Genomic DNA, 15,892 nt, shown 5'->3' with positions numbered 1-15,892 from the left:
CACCGACCCCCGCTCGACCGCGAGGTCGGCGAGCGGAGGCCGATGCCTGTTATCCGGCTCAGAGCCGGAATGGGGGTGGAAGCGGTTAGGCCGCGTCGACCTTGATGATCGCCGAAACGATCTCGACGGTCGGCGCTGCCATGATGACGCTGTCGGCGCCGTCGATGCTCTCGGGATAGCCGAACACGCGCGCCTGCCAGTAGCGCTTGTCGCCATTGGGATAGGTCGCGCAGAAGGCATAGAGGGCATGGTTGGTCGGCGCCGACGCGGTGCGCAGCAGGATTTGGCCGGCGTCGGCCTTGTCGTGCGCCATCGTCGGGCCGAGCGAGCCGTAATCGGTCGAGCCCTTGTGCTTTTCTTTCGGGCCGTTGAGCGGCTGGAACTCGACCTTGTTGGTCGTCGCGCCGATCGCACCGATTTTGTCGATGCCGCCGATGACGGTGTAGGTCAGCGCGGCGTAGCCGGTGCCGTCCTGGGTGGCCGGAACGCCGGCAGAGATAGCGAGCGTCGTGCCCGCAGCAGTCGAAGAAGCCATGTCATATCTCCATGATGGCAAAGCCGGGCGGGCCGGCGGTTATTCAGTCCGGGGATCGGACAGAATGTCAGGCGTCAGCGCCGCCGTCGGCCGCGTCGGCGACGGGCTCGGGAGCGGTGACGGGCGCAGGCGCCGGGGTCGGCGCAGGCGCGGGGGAAGGGGTCCGGGCGGCGGGCTTGGCCTTCGGCTTCGCGGCCTTCTTGGGTGCCGCCTTCGCCTTCGCGGGCTTGCTGGCGACGGGCGGCGTGCCAACGAGGCCGGCCGCCTCATAATTGCCGTAGGCGCCTGCATCGATCAGGGGCGTCTCGCCTGCGGTGAAGCTCTCGCCGGTGCCATTGTCGTTGAACGAGGCGATAATGAAGGCGCGTTTCTTGGGGCTGTCGGTCATGATGGTCTCCTGTGGTAGTTGCGCTCCCCGAGCCGGGACTTTCACCCGGTGGCCGTCTTCTGTTGGCTCTCGCCTCAAAGCGCTCTGTCCTGAGCTATCGGGGGTCCATGGGGGCTGCAGCCCTTGCGGAAGGTCTAAGCGTCGTAACTGACGCGGAAATCTTGAGCCTGCTCGAAGCTGTCGCCGGGGCCGAGCAGATCGGGGCCTTGGCCGGCGTCGAGGACTGCGACGCGCTCGCCGCCTGCGATCCCGGCGGCGGTCACGCCCGCGCAGCAATTCTGGACAAGGGCGATGATCTCGGTCTGCTCCTCGTAGCTCGCGGCGCGCACCGTCACCGACACCCGGTCGATCCTCCGCGTCTTCGCCTGCCGCGTGAGCGTCTGGCGCGAGACTTGGCTGACGAGGCGCACGAGAAGCGCGGGGAGGGTGATACCGTCGGGCAGCTTCGCCGCTTTGATGCTATCGACAGGGACGCGGGCGAGCAGCCCCGTATCGGCGAGCAGCAGCGCACCGACGATGTCGACACCAGTCGTCATTCGTCACCTCCGGCGGGCTCGCGCTTGATGCCCGCGCGCGAGACGCGGGTGTTGATGTAGGCCTGCGCCGCGGCGACGGCCTCGGCCTCTTTCCGATCGAGCGCGGGGCGAAAGGCGGGGTGCGGGCGCGCGCCCGGGTGAAAGACCGTCGAGCCCACGAAATTGCCGCCGATCAGCAGCGAGTGCCCCTTGTCGCTATCCTTGGCGAGGGTGTTTATGCGGCCCACGCTGCGTCCGCCGCGCTGGCTTTCGTCGACGCTGATAAAGTGCGGGTCGGTGCCATATTCGAGCCAGATGCCGAGCGACCGCGCCCAGCGGTCCTTCACGTCGATCCTCACTCGAATATGATCGCTCTCGGCCTTTGTCCGAATGCGGATATTGTCTCGAACCTCCTCGGAGGGCGTCGTGTCCTTGATCTCATCAGCGACGACCTTGCCGCCTGCGCGCGCGGCGCCGCGCAGGACGCCGTCCATTTGCTCGGGAATGTTGGTCAGGAAGCGGCGCACCGCTCCCCCACCCCGGACGGTGACCATTAGGCCCCGCTGCCAGCGGTGCTGTAATCCTCGACCATAAACTCTACGGCCTCGCGGCCGAGCTTCGCCGGGCCGCCGATGATCTGCATGATGCGGCCGTCGGTGCCGTCGGTGATGTCGACAAAGCGCATGTCGGCCTTGATGTCGGTGCGATAACGCAGGCGCACGCGCGCCCTGCGGGTGGCAATGTTCAGGCCGCTGCTGAGCCGCTCGTCGCGGCTCGGCAATACGTCCTCGATCTCGGCGGACACGTCGTCCTGCACGGTCTCCCACGAGCCCGAGCCTGCGCCCTTGAAGCCGGACGCGGTGACGGGGCGCTCGATGCGGATGCGATCTTTGAGGCGGCTCGCGAGCGAGCGGGTGTCTTTCACAGCACGCGCCGCTTGTAGCGACGGCACAGCGCCTTCGCGCTGCGCTCGGCGGCGGCGAACATCTCCCCGCCTGGGCGGTCGTCATAAAACGCCGTGAGCATGACGAGCATCGCCTGCTTGAGCGCCTGCGGCACGTCGGCTGCGGTCGCATAGCCCGCCGTGAAGGTCACTGCGGCGGGGCCGCTAATCGTGCGACAGTTCGGCCACACGGCGCCAAGTGCGGGATAGATACGGGCGGGACGCGTCTGCGGCCGCAGCACGGCGTCGGCGATGGTCTGCTCGGCTCCGACGAAGTCGCGATAGACTATGCTGATCGGCTCATCGGCAACCGGCCAAGCGCGGAGGCGAGTTTGAGCCGAGAAGCTGTCGATCGCCTCGGTCACCTCTCGGCGCGTCAGCACGAGGCCCGTATAATCCTCGACCCATTCGCGCGCGGCAATGATTTTGTCCGCGATGAGCGTGTCATCGGCGGTGGATTCGACGCGGAGGTGCTTTTTGCCCTCGGCCGTCGAAATGGGTTCCGCCATAGGTCACCTCATCGGTTAGCGGGGTGGCGCTGGCGGTCATCGCGCCAGCGCCGGCCGCGTCAGTCGGCCTTCTTCTCGCCCTTCTGCGCGGCGAGGTTCTTCTCGACCGCTTCCGAGCCCGTCAGCGTCGGGTCGTTGAAGTCGATGCGGTTCTGATCCGCGGTCGTGTTGGCGCGCGGGTCGGCGTCGACTGCCGGATGGTCGAGATCGACGTCGGGGACGATCTGCACGGGCGCGCCCGAGGGATCGATCTTCGTGGCGGCGGGGACGCCGTTGCCTTTGCTGGGGGTCTGCTTGTCCATCGTTTTTCTCCTGATGGCGGGGGGAGTGGGCCGGGCACGAAGCCCGGCCGCACGGGTTACGCGCTGATCTTGAGCGCGCGCATCGGTTCGGGGTTGTGGACGCCGCCGCCAACGCGCTTGGTCGTGTAGAAATGCACGAAGGGCTTGTTGGTGAACGGGTCGCGCAGGACGCGGATGCCGACGCGATCGACGACCAGATAGGTCGCCTCCATGTCGCCATAGAGCGCAGCGATGTTACCCGCGGCGATGCTCGGCATATCGGGCATTTCGACGACGGGCGCGGCGTTGAGCGTCGACGGCGTGCCGGCGACATACGACGGCTGCCACAGATAGTTGCCCTGGCCGTCCTTGAGCTTGCGAAGCGCACGAAGCGAGTCCCGCTTGAGGAACAGCTTCGCATTCGCTTCAAACTCGGACGGCAGGTCCATCATGAAGTCGATCAGCGCGTCGCCGCTCGGGATGGTCGTAGCGTGCCCGCTATTGACGACCGGGATGGCGCCCCACGGGTGACGCGCCGCGTTCGCCGCGCCGGTCACATAGGTGAGGATGCCATGCGGCTTGTTCGTCCCGTCACCCGACAGGAAAGCGATGCCCTCCTGACGCGCAAACTCGGTGTCGACCTCGCCGCCGAGCCACTGTTCGAGATCGACCGCGGCATCGTCGAGCAGACCCTGCGAGATCGCAGGGTTGGCATAGAGCTCGCCGGGGGTAAAATCGACGGAGCCGATCTGCGGCGTGCTGGTCGCCGGGCGCGAGGCGGTTTCACCGACCCAGCCCGAACCGACAGCGCGGTCGTTGAACAGCTTCTTGAAGCCCGCGACCGAGATCGTGATGACGCGGCTTTCGCGGCGCATCGGACTGATCTTCTTGAGCTTGTCGCCAATGGTGCGGTCCCACTCGATCGGCGCGAGCAGACCGCCGTCGGCGTCGGTGCCCTTCGACATTGCCGCCTCGAAGTCGGCAATGCCCTTCTCGCCGCGGCGCATGAAGGCCTTGAAGCCGGCGGTATATTCGGCGTCCGCCTCGATGTCGCCGATGACAGCGCCGTTGCCGAGTTTGGCCGCGGCGATGATCTTCGCCTGCTCGTCGACCGCCGCGGTGACCTCGTCGATCGCAGCGTTGATCTTGTCGAGGGCCTCGGTCGTCAGGACGTCGGTCTTGCCGGCCTTGATCTCGTCGATCGCGGCGTCGTTCTGCTTCTTGAAGGCCTCGAAGGTGACGAGCACGTCATCGAGGGTGGCGGGCTTTTTGGGCTGGGCTTCGGCGCGCACGGCGAGGAGGCCCCGGCCCGTCGCGGCGGTGCCGCGCAGGGTGGTCATAGCGTTCATGATGGATGTTCCTTTTAGGACAACAGGGCTTGGAGCCGGCGTTCGTGGTCGTCGGTGACCTCGAAAGCGGGCTCGGCTTCGCCAGCGCGCGGCGTGGCAGGGTCGGCAGCGTTGTGCGTGCCAATCGCGCGGAACAGTTCACGGCGCGCCGAGCGCGGCATGTCGTGCTTCGCGAGAAAGCGGTCGAGCGAGGCCTTGTCGGTGGGCAGATTGGTCTCTGCCACGACATAGACGGGCATTTCGGCCTCGCGGTCCATGAGCAAGTCGGCCAGACCAGCGTCGATGGCCTCCTGCCCGCGAAAATAGACGTCCTTACCCGCGATCATCGTCTCGAAGTCGTCGACGGGGCGGCCCGATCGGTGGGCATAGGTCTCCACCATCGATCGGTCGATATGGCCGAGCGTCTCCATTGCATCGGCCATCTCGGACTTCGTGCCGAAGAACAGGCCGCGGGCCTCGTGAATCATGATCTCGGAATTGTGCGCGACCGCGATCGTGTCGCCGGCCATGGCGATGACCGACGCCGCCGAGGCGGCAATTCCGAGAATTTCGACGTCGACCGCCGCGTCGTGGCGGCGCAACAGATTGTAGATGGCAACGCCCTCGAAATAGTTGCCGCCCGGCGAATTGATCTCGACGGTGATCGGCTTGCCAGCGCAGGCGCGGAGGGCTGCGGCAATCCGCTTGGCGGTCACGCCGCCGCCTTCGCCGTCGTCGCCGATATAGTCGAAGATCGAGATGGTCGGATGATCGGATGCCTCGGCGCGGACCTCAAAATGCTTGAAGTCGTCCGCCAGTGCGGTCGTCTCGAACTTCCAGCCGGCGCCGTCGCCGACGCCCTTGATCTCGGGCGGGCGCGCCGTAGCGCGCACCGCGAGCAAGCCATTATGCTGCATCGGCCTGTTCCTCTTGCATGATGCTGTGTGCGGTCGTGCCGGGGCGCGGCAGTTCGTCGCCGCCGTCGATCGGGTTGCGGTCCTGCATGTCGCGGGCCTCATTCTGGGTGAGATAACCGACGTTCGGCCCGAGCGCGGCTTTCAGAAACTCCGCCTGGTCTTTCAGCGAGCCGCGAAGCAGCGCGCCCTCGTTGTATTTGGCGTACATCGTCAGCTGCTCTTGCGGCGTCAGGAGCCACGTCCAGATTGCCTCTTCCCAGATGACGAACCACGGCATCAGGCAGTAGGTCACGAAGAATAGGCCGAGCTGCTCGATGCCGCTGCCCCAGCTGGTCTCGTCGAACATCAGCAGGGGGCGGGGCACGCCGGTAAACCGGGCGACTTCCTCGGCCTCGCGCTTCATCAGTTCGACGAGCTGGGAATCGCGCGCAGATCCTGCGAACAGCTTCGCTTTCAGCCCCTCCTCAAGAATGAGCCAGTCGTCGGTCGCGCCGACGCCGGCATAATCCTCGCGGAGGCTCGCTTTCAGGTTCTCGATTGCCTCGGCGCCGAGCGTCTCATCGGTTTCGAGCGCGCCGCGCGCGATCGTGCCGTTGACGAGCAGCCGCGACGCCGCCTGCTGCGCCCGAATGGCGAGGCCGAGGGTGTCGGCAGCAACGTCGAGAAGGCCGAGGCCGTTCAGGCCGTCGAGCGTGAGCGGGGAGCCGAAATGAAACACGTCATCGGCCATGAGGACGCGCGACCCGCCCTTTTTCGGCTGATAGTCGAAAACGAGACCCCACGTATCGGTTAGGCGTGGCTTACACGACCCGCGTTCAAGCGGGATCAGCTGGCGTACATGGCCGCGCGAGCGGATTTTCAGGGCATAGGCGCCGCCGTCGAGCAGGGCGCACATCTGCATATAGGCCTTGAAGCGGCTGGCCGTCTGAAAGTCGTTCGGCTTCTTGTGCAGGACGTTGAAAAGCGGGTGATCGGTCGCTTTTTCGACCTTGTCACCGGTGCGGCGGCGCAGGTGGACCGGCAACATTCCCATTGAGGCCGACTGGAGCCAGACGGCGCGGAAGAAGGTGCTGTTGCGCAGGGCCTTTCGGTCGTTGACGGCGATGCCGGACACGCCGGTACGGCCCTCGCGCATCAGTTCGAGCAGCCTGGGGTCGTTCAGATCGTAGGTTTCATAGGCCAAGATCGGGCCTGACACCGGGGGCTGGCGAACGGCAGCAGCGGCGGGCTCGCCCGACATGATGCCGACTGAGTCGAGGAAGCGTGTGAAAATGCCCATTCCGCCTCCTCGTCACTTGATGCGGATGACGCCGCGGGTGGCGTAGACCGACTTCTTCTTCGGCTTCTCGTTGGCGGTCGCGCCGCCAATGACCATCGCGACCGTCACCATGCCGTCGATCCGGCCGCGGGAGCGCTTCTTGTTGAACATGCGGTTTCCGAGGCCGTCGGCCTCGACAACCGCGTTCGCCGCGCAACTGTAGGTGACCGGCGAGGCGTCAATCAGCACGCGACCCTCTAGAATGCGGTCCTCGGTGCGGGTGATCGAGTGCGGCATACAGATTTGCCGCTCCTCGAAATTGATCTTCTGGCCCTGCGCGTGGCGGATGATCTTGAGGCCGCGCCCCTCAGGCTTGCCCGGCCCCTCGTAAATCCAGTACTCGAGCCCAACTTCGTCGCAGGCGTCGGTGAAGGCCGACAGAAACGCGGAGTCGACGAAAAGCGCCTGAATATCGTGCTCGGCGTCCATCTCGGCGACCTGCTGCGCGACGAAGGTGTAATCGATCGTCGCGCCGGGCGTCGCGGTGAGATATTTGTCTTCGACCCAGTCAAGGTACGGCGCCTTGTCGGCGTCGGCGCGCTCCTCAAGCCCCTCTTTCGCGGTCCAGTACCACGTCTTGACCGCGAGCAACTCGGGCAACTCCCACGCTGCCGAGAGGGCGGTAAGATCGTTCTTCTGCGCGAGGTCGAGGGACAGCCAGCATTTGCGGCCGATCATCGCGCGGCTGTCGACCGCGCCCTGCACCGCAGACCATTTTTCCTCGCTTATCCAGAAGTCCGCCGCGGCGGTGTCGATGCCGAAATACAGGCGCTTGACGCTCGACTTCGTCGACGGGCGCAACCGCGCTGAATTGACGGTCTCGCGGATGTTCTCGATCGGAAAGGTCTCGCCGAGCGCCGGAAGCGACTTCGGCCAGCACTTTTCATTCTCGAAGACGGTCTCGCGGTCGGCCTTGTCGATGCGAGCGATGAACGCGAACGCCGTATCATCGCGCGCCTCGCCCTTCACGATCGACTGGTACATATTCGAGTAGCTGGTGCCGACGTGCTGCGTCGTGCCGGGCGTGTTGGTCCCGAGCAGCATCAGTGCATTGCCCGCCACCTTGTCGATCGCCGCTTTCCACGTCAGCAGAGCCGATTCCGATTTAAGCTCGTGGATCTCGTCGCCGGCAACATAGGAGGGGCGAGGCCCCGACTGAGATTCGCCGCTGGCGATAGGCTGGAAGAATGACCCGCTATCCGGGTGCTCGATCTTCCACGCGTTCTCCAGCTCGCCGCGGATGACGACCTCGCCGAGACCTTCGAGGCTTTCCCCCTCGTCACCGCCGGGGATGTCCGCCCGGCACATTGCGACCGCGTCGCGAAAGAGGACGTTCGCGGTCGCCTTGTCCTCGCCGATGGCGTAGCACTGCGCGCGGGCGATGTCGCACCAGCCCATGATGTAGACGCCGATCGCGCCCATGAACGGCGATTTTGCCTGTCCCTTGCCGGTTTCGAGCCAGCCGGTGCGAAATCGCCAGCGATTGGTCGCGGTGCGCCAGCCGAACAGGCTACCGCCGGCGAATGTATGCCACTCCAACGGGTGGAACGGTTCTCCGGCCGCGGGGCCGTCGGTGACCTGAAACACCGAGGGGAGGAAGTTCAGAAAGTGGGCGGCTTCCTCCGGCCGCCAATAGATGCCGCGAGCCTCGCCGTCGCGGATGTCGCGCAGATGACGCTCGGCAGCGTACCGAACCAGATCGCCGACAACGAACAGCTTCCCGTCGACGGCAGCTTTCGCCCAGGCGGTCGTCGGGTCGGGATCGGCGAGGAAGCGGTTAGGCACCGCCGCCGCGGTTCTTCAGATAGGCGTCGGCACCGGTGCGGCGGACAGTCCGCTTCGCGACCTTGCCCGCGCCAGAGCGACGACGCGGAGCAATGCCAAGCTCCTGCTCTTGCCGATCAGCGTCAGACCCGGCCTCGCGCATGGCGGTGAAGTACGGGGACAGGCGGGCGATGGCTTTCGGGTTGCCGCGCTTCGGCTTCATGACCGCGCCGTTCTCGGCGACCTCGCGCGCGGCGCGATCGAAGACGAGATAGGCGATGACGAGGCGCTGGATGGCGTGAGCGTTCGCCGGGGCGAGCAACTCGCGGTCCTTAAGCTCGGTCGTGATGCGCCGCCAATGCTCGGAAGCGGCGGCGCGCTCCAGATCGTCAGTTAGTAGCAGGGTCCAGTCGGGTTCCGGCACGATTGCGCCAGTTCCCTCGATCGCGGTGAGGCTCATGACACGTCATCCCCTTCGGGGATGCCCCGAACTTTTTACCTGAAAATTGGTCTCGCTGCGTGTGCATGGGCCGCCGGGTGTCCCCTTTGGCGCCCTCCCACCCTTTTGACCGGGGGGTGGCGGTCGATCCATTGGGATCGCCGCCCCTCGTGTCAGCTGGCGTCGACGTGCGGTCGCGTCATTGCATCCCAAGGCGACTGGTCGACGTCGGGCGCACTGGCAGGGTCGACGCCGAGGGCGCGCAGCTTCGTGTCGATCTCCCCAAGGCGGGCAACGAGCGTGGCGCGATAGACGGGTGCGATGGCCTCGACGAGCCACGCGTCGCTGAACGGTCCTACGCCCCGCAGGCCGGCGCCCGGCTGGGCGAGGGCGATCGTCAGGCGCTCGCGGTCGTGGATCAGGGTGGCGGCCTCGTGGACCTGCAGGACAGTCAGCATCATTGCACCTCGAACTTGAAGCCGTACCGACCTATAATCTTGGCAGCGTAGTCACCGAGCACGGCAGCGGCACCGGGCGAGACGTACTCGACCAGCGCGCAGGTGACGGCTGCGACCATGAGCGCGGGCTTCGTCCAGAAGCGCTGGCGGGCCGATAGGGTGGCTTCGATGTTCATCATCCGCTCCTGTTCCAAGGATGGTCGGGGCTGGTCGGCCGGCCGTCGCGTCCTATGCCTCGCCCCTTGATCGGGGCGGCATGTCCGAACTGCTCTGCGGTGACCCCAAGGTGACACGGCTTGCACAGGTTCTCGGTGTTCTCGTCGACGTCCTCGCCGCCATGATCGAGCGGCACCTTGTGGTTGACCTCGTCAGCCAGGCGCACGATGCCGCGGTCGAGGCAGCGTTCGCATAAGCCATCGGTGCGGGCGAGGCGGCGGGCTCGAGCCTTCTGCCCGGCCCGACCTCGGAGGCGTTCACCCATGCCCGCGCACTGTCGATCGCAGGCGTGCTGCCAGATCCTCGATGCGGGCGATGCGGCCCTCGGCGTCGCGCCGGTCGCGTGCTGGCTCCATGAAGTCGAACGCCGCGTCGTGAACGTCGCGCGCGATGTCCTGCAGCAGGGCGACGATGTCGGGCTGGGGCATGGCTGCTCCCGTCGAGAAGGGGCGAGGGATTCCGTTCACGGCTCCCTCGGGCCGGGCTAGACGTGCCGTGACCTGATTGGTCCTGGGTCTTCGCATTCCTGAATTGCGTTGCACAGCGCCGGAAGCACAGGCTTCCTGCGTTTGGTCGGGGAGCGCAATGGCATGGTGACCAAGATCGTCTATCCCCGCCTGCTGCTTGAGCAGCGACGCCGTCAGGCGTGCCCGTCCAATAGCGGAGCGGGAATCACCTGCCAAGCCTCTATTTCCATCGTCAGCGAACCGCCGAAATGGATCGTCGCCTTCGTGCCGGACGAACTCTCCACGCTGCCGATCATCCCCGCCATCGACGGCATGTCGAGCACCGCCACCCTCGCACCTTGCTCGAAGTCGCGGCGCTCGCGGCGCAGTGCCGTGCGCCGTGCCCGATCGGTGCGCATCTGCTCGGCCCGCGCGCGCTGGGCCTGCGCTCGCGTCTCGGCGTCCCGCTGGGCTTGAATGGCGACCGCGGCGTCGGCCTCCTCCTCGCGCAGCCCGTCTAGGCTTGCGCTGCCGATCAACGGCACCCGCCCCGCCATCTGGAAGACCGAGAAGGGCGGATGCAGCAGCGCGTCGTCGAGGGCGATACGCGCGAGGTCGTCGAGGTGCTCGGCGCCGACGAAGACGAAGCCCGGCAAGATGGCATAGTCGATCTCCCTCATGCGGGGCCGCAGGCCGAGGTAGCGCGCGCGGCGCTGCCCCGGCATCGGACGGCGGAGGGTGCGCACCGGCGCCCAGGCATCGAGCCCGGCGGCGTCGAGTGACCGGGCGAGGGGCAGGGTGCGGCCGCCGCTGGTCGAGAGGATGCACCAGCGCGAGTGCGGGAGAGTAGCAAGTGTAGCAACTGTAGCGGCCCCCTGCGCTACACTTCGAAGATCGCCCCTCATCGTCATGTTAAAACCTCTGAAAATATAGAGAAAACAATAGGATATTCATTCCACTCCTCAGTTGCGGGAGTAGATGGAAGGGCATCAAAGCGCGCCGGTGTAGCGAAGAGTAGCAACCTCATTGCTACTCTTACGGGCCTGCTGGCATGGCATATGCCTCCCAGAGATGGACAGCGAACGGCATCGGCCGACGATAAAACCGCATGACATTGCCGAGATGATCGGTGAGATCGGCGCGTGTCGGCGACAGCGCCGTCACCCGCACTGGCGTGAGCAGCCCGACAATCGACGCCACGAGACCGTTGCAGTCGACGCGGCGGTACTGCGGATGACGCCAGCAGCCGAATAGATCAATCGTCGACCAGCCGGCCTCAATCGCCTGAGCGCCCCAGCGGCGCGAGACGGCGACGGCCTCGTTCGTGATCTCGTCGAATATCTCTGGGCGGATGAATGACGGGCAGGGCGATCCCGACCAGGGCAGAAGATAGCCATCCCACGGCAACTTTACGACAGCATCGGAAAGTTCATTTTCGGCGCTGGGGCCTGCTACAGTTGCTACTTTCGCTACCGTCTTGCACGGGACGGCCGGAATGGCGCGGATTTCTGCGGGTTTCGACGCTGCGCGCAACATCGAGAAATCATCGCTACCGATCGCTACCGGCCGCGACGCTTCGGCGGCGATGAACGCCGAGGGATCGAATGCGCTAGCCATTGCGGGCCTCGCGCATCTGCAGGCGCCAAGCCTTACGGACCTTGGCGCCGCTTACCATGCCGCCGCCGGGCAGCTGGTCCGAGAGATGTTCGTGACGTACGAGGACATCGATCAGGGCGGCGATATGGTCTCCCCCGCGGCGAAGTCGGCTCGGGCCGAACTGCGCGATTGCCTTCGCGGAGATCAGGTTCTCGGTCCATTTTTCGCGCAGCCAGTCTGAGAGGAGTTGAGCGTCTGCCATGAGCGGGTCGGTGCTGGGCTTCCCGAATAGCCTCACGGCTTCGGACAGATAAAACTCGGCGAGCTGGATACCGCGCGCCAGCGTCGGCGCGTCCAGCTCGCGCAGGCGAGCGCCTTGCTCGAAGGCTGCGAGATTGACTGCAAGCCGCGCAGCTTGCTCCGGCAGCTTGCCGACGAAGCCTTTCACCTCCTTGAGGTCGCCCTCGGGGCCGAGGCGCGCTTCAAGCGCATTGTAGAACGCCCACCACATAGCTTTCGCCTGATCGGAAAAGATGACGGGCTCGGGCTTCAAGACCGGCGTGTCGTCGACCATGGGCAATGGCGCAGAAATGATCGTGCTGAGCCGTTCGCGGAAAGTCCCGATCGCCGCGCGATGCTCCGGGCTTTGGCGACGGTCAGGATCGACGAACCTCGATCCGGCTTTGCTCTCGGGAGCCGCGACGAGGAGGCGGCTCAAGAACCCTTGCCCCTGCGCCTCGGCGTTGCCGAGGAGGCGACCGGCGAGGAACGGCTGAATCATGAGGTGGAAGGCGAGCCGGCGCCCCTTGAGCGCTGTGAAGCCCTCGCCGACCGTGTTGATCTGCACCGCCCTACCGTCCCAGAAGTCGCTCAGCAGCGATATGGTCAGAAGCTGATTATCGGGAGTCATGCCGTAGCCGCCGAGCCACGACCCGCCCTCGTCGGACATGAGGCCCATCGACGGGCGACCGCTGATATACCGCTTGACCAGCGCCTGCGTTGTTCCGCTGCGCATCACGATAGTCGGGTCGGGCGGACCCTCTGGACGCGGGCCGAGATCGCGGTAGGCCTGCGCAAGGGCGGCTTGGCCACCCTTCTTGTGAGTTTGCGTCGCTTGTTTCTTCGCTTCGTCCCACGCCGACTGCTCGATCAGCGTGTTCGCCTTCCGGGCCTGAAAATCATCCTCGAGCTTTTCCTGAAAAGCCCAGACCGGAGCCATCATGTAGTCGTCGCAGGCCGATTTGCGGTCGCCGCTCTCGGCGATGGTAACGAGGCTGAGCGACGTCGGCCGCCTCTGTCCGGTTGGCAGCTCGACGTCGAAGTGACCCTGCCCGGCGAGCGAGATCGCTGCGAGGCAGCACTGCGCAGCGATCGACACCGGCACGAATGTAGCATCTACTCCTGCGGCGACCGCCGCCGCCAGCACCGGCCCAAGCGCCTCAACCGGATATTCGGCCTGGTTGCCCTTGTCGCCCATGATGTCGAGCGGTTGCACGACGGTGGGCGCCGCATCTGCGAACTGGTCGTTGAAGCGCCCGCTCATGCCGTCACCGCGCGCAGCTGGTCGTTCCAGTCGTCGAACTGGTCGCCCGGTCGAGCACTGGCAACCTCAAGCCCGAGATCCGAAAGCGCGATAGCCGCCTTGGCGGCGGCGATGCGACCGGCCGTGTTGTTCTGTTCGGCGATGATGACCTTGCGAACGATCGGCGGCAGTTGAACCGAGGGCATCATACTCGTGCCGAACGGCACCCAGACCGGGTGTCCCGGCCCCTCCTGCATGATCGACAAGCCATCTTCCGGCCCCTCGGCCATGATGATGACGGGCTCGGCCTCGCCCAGGCGGAGAGCCGAGCCGCGGATCGAGCCGAGGCTCAGCTTGCAATCCTTCTTGCCGAGCGCAGGGTCGTCGTTCTTGAAGAATATCCGCTGGATGCCGACCACGGCGCCGGTGCCGTCCTGCGCCCCGCAAACAAGGGCAGGGCGGTTGCGGCCCCATTCACCGGTTTCCTTATCGCGCCACGACGGCACCATGCCGAAGCGGACGAACGGCGGGGGCTCAATCGTGACGCCGCGCGCCCGCAGATATATCCTGCCCGGCGTCTCGGCGACCGGCGCCGAGGCCTTGAAGAACTTGCGCGCCCACTCCTCCTTTTCGAGGTCATCGAGCCGGTCTTCGGCTGCTGCTTTCTGGCGCTCGGCCGGCGACCATGTCGGCAGATCATCATTGGCGAGCCGCTGATACGCCTCACGAAAGCCGCAGCCTTCGCGCTCCATGACGAACTTGATCTGGTCGCCGTGCCACCCGCAGCCGAAGCAGTGCCCGAATCCCTTCGCGTCGTTCACGAAGAAGCTGGGCGAGTTCTCACCGTGGAACGGGCAGAGGCCCTTATACTCGCGGCCCGAGCGCTTGAGCGCGGTCGCGCGACCGACGACGCCCGACATGAGCACACTGGCTTTGAGCTCGTCGACGCGCCGCCGAAACTCGGCGGCGTAGTTTAAGTCGGCAGCAGAGATTGATCGACGCTCGGTGCGATGCATCGCAGTCAGCCCTTCTCGGAGGGCGCGCGATAGTCCCGCATATAAGCGAGGAGACGGTCAGCATTTTTCAAAGAGAGCGAACGCGTTCCGGCGCGAAGCTGGCTTACGACCGCGCCGTCGTTCAGCGCGTCGAGACCAAGCCTCGATGGGGCAACCTCCGTCCGCTCAAGAAAGGCTTCGACTTCAGCCAGGAGGCTCTTTTCGAGGGGTGTCTGCATCCCTCCGACCTATGATTAATATCCAATGATCGCAATCAAAATCGTTGGAAATTTATCAAATGGTAACATTTCGAAGTCTATGGGATATTTCCAACGGATGGAGATCGAATTTGAAACGTGAAGAATCAGCCAGGCGCGCGCGCGAAATCTATGATCGCTTGATGAGTCTGCCTCGTCCCGACGGCTACTCGAACAATCAGTGGGCCAGTGACGCGGGGGTCAACACGTCGTTCTTCACTAACTTGAAGAACGGCAGCGAGCCTAGTGTTGGCAACCTCAGAAGCGTGATCGAGGTTCAGGGGATTACCCTGCCTGAGTTTTTCTTGGGCGAAGCTCATGGACGTTTGAGCCCAACGGCGTCGGTGGAACGATTAGAACGGGCAATCCTTGAGGCGCTGCCCGATGCTCCGAAGCGGTACGACAAGAGGGCGCGATACCTCGCCGAAGTCGTATCACAGATTCTTCAGCTTCCTGACGATCTTCATTCCACGCTTTCCAGCGCGCATCCGAAAGCCGAGGCGGATCGCGAAGAAGAGACTGCAGTTCGCGCTGCCACCAAATGAGTTTCGACATCGTGACGGCGCAGTGACGCCGGCGGCAGCCGCAGCCACTGGCGCCCTCGACTGGCAAGTCGGCATGACCAACAATCTCAGAGAAGCACATCGTCGATCATCCACAGATCACGCATGACACGAGTGACGTAAATCATGATCCCTGCAAGCGGCGGCTTCATAAGACCGCTCATGTTCGTGTCCGAATCTTCGTAGAGCTCCCACCCTTTTGGCGTCGGCCACATCAGGAAAATCCCGTTTGTCCTCCGATCGAGGATGTAATTTTCAGTAAAGGCCGGGCCGACTAGCATCGCTTGAAAGTCTAGAGATGTCGGATATTTTTTAACTATGTCGACGGCCGCCGCTACTTCTGCCGCCTCTGCCTCTACACCGCCGCCTGGGTTTAAGTGGTGGAGGGCAATTTCTTCTAGAGACTGGGCCGGCACATCGACAAGATCTCCGTCGACCCTGTCCCACACGCGAACACGCTTTCCCTCCAAAAACTGATCGGTAGATCTTCGGACGTGCGCCAGCTCCCATATTCGGTGAAGGGGGAACAGGGGCGATTCCGCTGCAATCACTCGCGCCCTGTCAACGATAGAGGCAAACCATTTTAGTGCGTCTATTCCGCACCCAAATTCTCGCATCTGCTTAAGCACGGCCGCTTTTTGGACTTCGAGCTGGTCAAACTCTTTGGGCCTGCCGGGTCCACTGGCATCATTAATCGGGACCAGAAGCCCTTCCTTTGTCCAGTGCGACAAAACCTCGTCCTGCAAGCCGGTAAAGCGAGCCACCTTGCCGCGAGTGAACGGGCCAGTTGGCACGGTGGCACCAGAGATTTTGTATCGTGACATAAGGCCTCCAAAGGGGTGCCACTCTCTTTAAAGGGGTTTAACCCCTTTGTAAAGGGTGCAGCCCCTTTCGGCGGATAT

The 15,892-nt window shown here is 64.7% G+C and carries 23 protein-coding genes; 1 reads left to right on the top strand and 22 read right to left on the bottom strand.

Annotation, left to right across the window (positions count from 1 at the left end):
- Positions 1–85 precede the first annotated feature (85 nt).
- The 21 genes from BWQ93_RS05930 to BWQ93_RS05835 form a co-directional block, all read right to left on the bottom strand.
- The gene (locus BWQ93_RS05930; RefSeq protein WP_077029705.1) at positions 86–535 is read right to left on the bottom strand and encodes a hypothetical protein; all 450 of its coding nucleotides are present in this window, start codon (positions 533–535) and stop codon (positions 86–88) included.
- Positions 536–602: 67 nt separating this feature from the next.
- Positions 603–923 (bottom strand): hypothetical protein, encoded by a 321-nt coding sequence (locus tag BWQ93_RS05925; protein WP_077029704.1) that lies wholly within the window; start codon positions 921–923, stop codon positions 603–605.
- 134 nt (positions 924–1,057) lie between these two features.
- Positions 1,058–1,459, bottom strand: a complete 402-nt coding sequence (locus tag BWQ93_RS05920; protein ID WP_077029703.1) for a hypothetical protein — start codon at positions 1,457–1,459, stop codon at positions 1,058–1,060.
- Positions 1,456–1,965, bottom strand: a complete 510-nt coding sequence (locus tag BWQ93_RS05915; protein WP_232314752.1) for an HK97 gp10 family phage protein — start codon at positions 1,963–1,965, stop codon at positions 1,456–1,458. The genes BWQ93_RS05920 and BWQ93_RS05915 overlap by 4 nt, the downstream gene beginning before the upstream one ends.
- Before the next feature lie 26 nt (positions 1,966–1,991).
- Complete coding sequence (locus tag BWQ93_RS05910; RefSeq protein WP_077029701.1) at positions 1,992–2,363, bottom strand: phage head completion protein; 372 nt, start codon at positions 2,361–2,363, stop codon at positions 1,992–1,994.
- Entirely contained in the window at positions 2,360–2,890 is a 531-nt protein-coding gene (locus BWQ93_RS05905) for a head-tail connector protein (protein ID WP_077029700.1), read from the bottom strand. The genes BWQ93_RS05910 and BWQ93_RS05905 overlap by 4 nt, the downstream gene beginning before the upstream one ends.
- A gap of 59 nt (positions 2,891–2,949) precedes the next feature.
- Positions 2,950–3,192, bottom strand: coding sequence for a hypothetical protein (locus BWQ93_RS05900; protein ID WP_077029699.1), 243 nt, complete (start codon positions 3,190–3,192; stop codon positions 2,950–2,952).
- 56 nt (positions 3,193–3,248) lie between these two features.
- Entirely contained in the window at positions 3,249–4,520 is a 1,272-nt protein-coding gene (locus BWQ93_RS05895; protein WP_077029698.1) for a phage major capsid protein, read from the bottom strand.
- Positions 4,521–4,534: 14 nt separating this feature from the next.
- On the bottom strand, positions 4,535–5,416 hold the full coding sequence (locus tag BWQ93_RS05890; RefSeq protein WP_198040476.1) for a head maturation protease, ClpP-related: 882 nt from the start codon (positions 5,414–5,416) through the stop codon (positions 4,535–4,537).
- Positions 5,406–6,695, bottom strand: coding sequence for a phage portal protein (locus tag BWQ93_RS05885; protein ID WP_083720654.1), 1,290 nt, complete (start codon positions 6,693–6,695; stop codon positions 5,406–5,408). Before BWQ93_RS05885 ends, BWQ93_RS05890 begins: the two co-directional genes overlap by 11 nt.
- Before the next feature lie 12 nt (positions 6,696–6,707).
- Positions 6,708–8,519 (bottom strand): terminase large subunit, encoded by a 1,812-nt coding sequence (locus tag BWQ93_RS05880; RefSeq protein ID WP_077029697.1) that lies wholly within the window; start codon positions 8,517–8,519, stop codon positions 6,708–6,710.
- Positions 8,512–8,958, bottom strand: a complete 447-nt coding sequence (locus BWQ93_RS05875) for a P27 family phage terminase small subunit (protein ID WP_077029696.1) — start codon at positions 8,956–8,958, stop codon at positions 8,512–8,514. The genes BWQ93_RS05880 and BWQ93_RS05875 overlap by 8 nt, the downstream gene beginning before the upstream one ends.
- Positions 8,959–9,110: 152 nt before the next feature.
- Complete coding sequence (locus BWQ93_RS05870; protein ID WP_077029695.1) at positions 9,111–9,398, bottom strand: hypothetical protein; 288 nt, start codon at positions 9,396–9,398, stop codon at positions 9,111–9,113.
- Positions 9,395–9,574: a hypothetical protein gene (locus tag BWQ93_RS05865; RefSeq protein ID WP_077029694.1), complete on the bottom strand. Its 180-nt coding sequence runs from the start codon at positions 9,572–9,574 to the stop codon at positions 9,395–9,397. The genes BWQ93_RS05870 and BWQ93_RS05865 overlap by 4 nt, the downstream gene beginning before the upstream one ends.
- Positions 9,571–9,876, bottom strand: a complete 306-nt coding sequence (locus tag BWQ93_RS05860) for an HNH endonuclease signature motif containing protein (protein ID WP_077029693.1) — start codon at positions 9,874–9,876, stop codon at positions 9,571–9,573. The genes BWQ93_RS05865 and BWQ93_RS05860 overlap by 4 nt, the downstream gene beginning before the upstream one ends.
- Complete coding sequence (locus BWQ93_RS20750; RefSeq protein WP_156878160.1) at positions 9,869–10,039, bottom strand: hypothetical protein; 171 nt, start codon at positions 10,037–10,039, stop codon at positions 9,869–9,871. The genes BWQ93_RS05860 and BWQ93_RS20750 overlap by 8 nt, the downstream gene beginning before the upstream one ends.
- A 212-nt stretch (positions 10,040–10,251) precedes the next feature.
- Positions 10,252–10,737, bottom strand: coding sequence for a hypothetical protein (locus tag BWQ93_RS05855; RefSeq protein WP_156878159.1), 486 nt, complete (start codon positions 10,735–10,737; stop codon positions 10,252–10,254).
- 355 nt (positions 10,738–11,092) lie between these two features.
- Positions 11,093–11,674 carry a hypothetical protein gene (locus tag BWQ93_RS20745; RefSeq protein WP_156878158.1) on the bottom strand — a complete coding sequence of 194 codons (582 nt, stop codon included), beginning with the start codon at positions 11,672–11,674 and terminating at the stop codon, positions 11,093–11,095.
- Entirely contained in the window at positions 11,667–13,196 is a 1,530-nt protein-coding gene (locus tag BWQ93_RS05845) for a YfjI family protein (protein WP_083720652.1), read from the bottom strand. The genes BWQ93_RS20745 and BWQ93_RS05845 overlap by 8 nt, the downstream gene beginning before the upstream one ends.
- Positions 13,193–14,191 carry a CHC2 zinc finger domain-containing protein gene (locus tag BWQ93_RS05840; RefSeq protein WP_077029690.1) on the bottom strand — a complete coding sequence of 333 codons (999 nt, stop codon included), beginning with the start codon at positions 14,189–14,191 and terminating at the stop codon, positions 13,193–13,195. Before BWQ93_RS05840 ends, BWQ93_RS05845 begins: the two co-directional genes overlap by 4 nt.
- A 5-nt stretch (positions 14,192–14,196) precedes the next feature.
- Complete coding sequence (locus BWQ93_RS05835; protein WP_077029689.1) at positions 14,197–14,409, bottom strand: hypothetical protein; 213 nt, start codon at positions 14,407–14,409, stop codon at positions 14,197–14,199.
- A gap of 110 nt (positions 14,410–14,519) precedes the next feature.
- On the opposite strand from BWQ93_RS05835, the gene BWQ93_RS05830 reads away from it, so the two are divergent.
- On the top strand, positions 14,520–14,972 hold the full coding sequence (locus BWQ93_RS05830; protein ID WP_156878157.1) for a hypothetical protein: 453 nt from the start codon (positions 14,520–14,522) through the stop codon (positions 14,970–14,972).
- 86 nt (positions 14,973–15,058) lie between these two features.
- Here BWQ93_RS05830 and BWQ93_RS05825 read toward each other — a convergent pair whose 3' ends face one another.
- Entirely contained in the window at positions 15,059–15,814 is a 756-nt protein-coding gene (locus tag BWQ93_RS05825; RefSeq protein WP_077029687.1) for a MerR family transcriptional regulator, read from the bottom strand.
- Positions 15,815–15,892 lie beyond the last annotated feature (78 nt).

The organism is Sphingopyxis sp. QXT-31 (assembly GCF_001984035.1).
Lineage (GTDB): Bacteria > Pseudomonadota > Alphaproteobacteria > Sphingomonadales > Sphingomonadaceae > Sphingopyxis.
This window is presented reverse-complemented; position numbering and strand designations above follow the sequence as displayed.